This window comes from Sphingomonas hylomeconis (assembly GCF_025370105.1).
In the GTDB taxonomy this organism is placed as follows: domain Bacteria; phylum Pseudomonadota; class Alphaproteobacteria; order Sphingomonadales; family Sphingomonadaceae; genus Sphingomonas; species Sphingomonas hylomeconis.
Genome location: NZ_JANQBK010000029.1, coordinates 1 through 1,190, shown reverse-complemented (window position 1 = coordinate 1,190; position 1,190 = coordinate 1). Strand labels below are relative to the sequence as shown.

Sequence of the window (1,190 nt, the reverse complement as noted above, 5' to 3'; positions counted from 1 at the left end):
TCGCAGCGGATCGAGCCGGACACGGTATTGTCCTACACCAAGCTGCGCGTCGGGCAGAATTACACCAACGAGACGCTCGATCAGGCGCTGCGCGATCTGCTGGCGAGCGATTTCTTCGCCGACGTGTCGATCGCCGGCGTCGAGAGCGGCGACATCATCATCCGCATCCGCGAGAATCCGGTGATCAACCGCGTCATCCTGGAGGGCAACAAGCGGCTCAAGGAAGACAAGATCCGCAAGGAGATCAAGCTTGCGCCGCGGCAGATTTTCACGCGCACCGCGGTGCGCCAGGATATCGCGCGCATCGTCGAGCTCTATCGCCGCCAGGGCCGGTTCGCCGCGTCGATCCAGCCCAAGATGGTCAATCTCGATCAGAACCGCGTCGATGTCGTGTTCGAAATCAGCGAAGGGCCCAAATCCAAGGTTCGCCAGATCAACATCATCGGCAACGAGGTGTTCGACGACGACAAATTGCGCGAGCAGATGGCGACCAAGCAGGCGCGCCTGTTCCGCCTGCTCAGCTCGGCGACGAGCTACGATCAGGATCGCATGGCGTACGACCAGCAGAAGCTGCGTCAGTTCTACCTGACCGAGGGCTATGCCGATTTCCGCGTGACGTCCGCCGTGGCCGAGCTGACGCCGGACAAGGAAGATTTCATCATCACCTATGTGGTGGAGGAAGGCCCGCGCTACAAATTCGGCGACGTGACCGTCGACAGCTCGATCCGCGACTTCGACAATGCCAAGCTCGCCTCCAGCCTGACGATGAAGAAGGGCGACTGGTACGACGCCAAGAAGGTCGAGAATTCGGTCGATCAGCTGAGCGAAACGGCCGGGCTGTTCGGCTATGCCTTCACCGAGGTGAACCCGGAGTTCGTCCGCGACAAGGACACGCTGACCATGTCGCTCAACTTCAACATCGCCGAGGCCAAGCGCTCGTACGTCGAGCGCGTCGACATCAACGGCAACACCAACACGCAGGACAAGGTGATCCGGCGCGAGATCCGCCTGTCGGAGGGCGATGCGTTCAACAGCTTCCAGGTCAAGCGCTCGCAGGACCGGATCAACTCGCTGGGCTATTTCCAGGACAAATTCGAACTCAAGCAGAGCCCGGGCTCGGCCCCCGACCGCGTCGTGCTGACCGCGGACGTCGAGGAGAAGTCGACCGGCGAGCTGCAGCTGTCGGCGGG

General features: G+C 61.7%; 1 protein-coding gene. It reads left to right on the top strand.

The window, feature by feature from the left end:
- A partial coding sequence (gene bamA, locus NV401_RS18740; protein ID WP_261295976.1) for an outer membrane protein assembly factor BamA occupies positions 1–1,190 on the top strand: 1,190 nt, incomplete at both ends.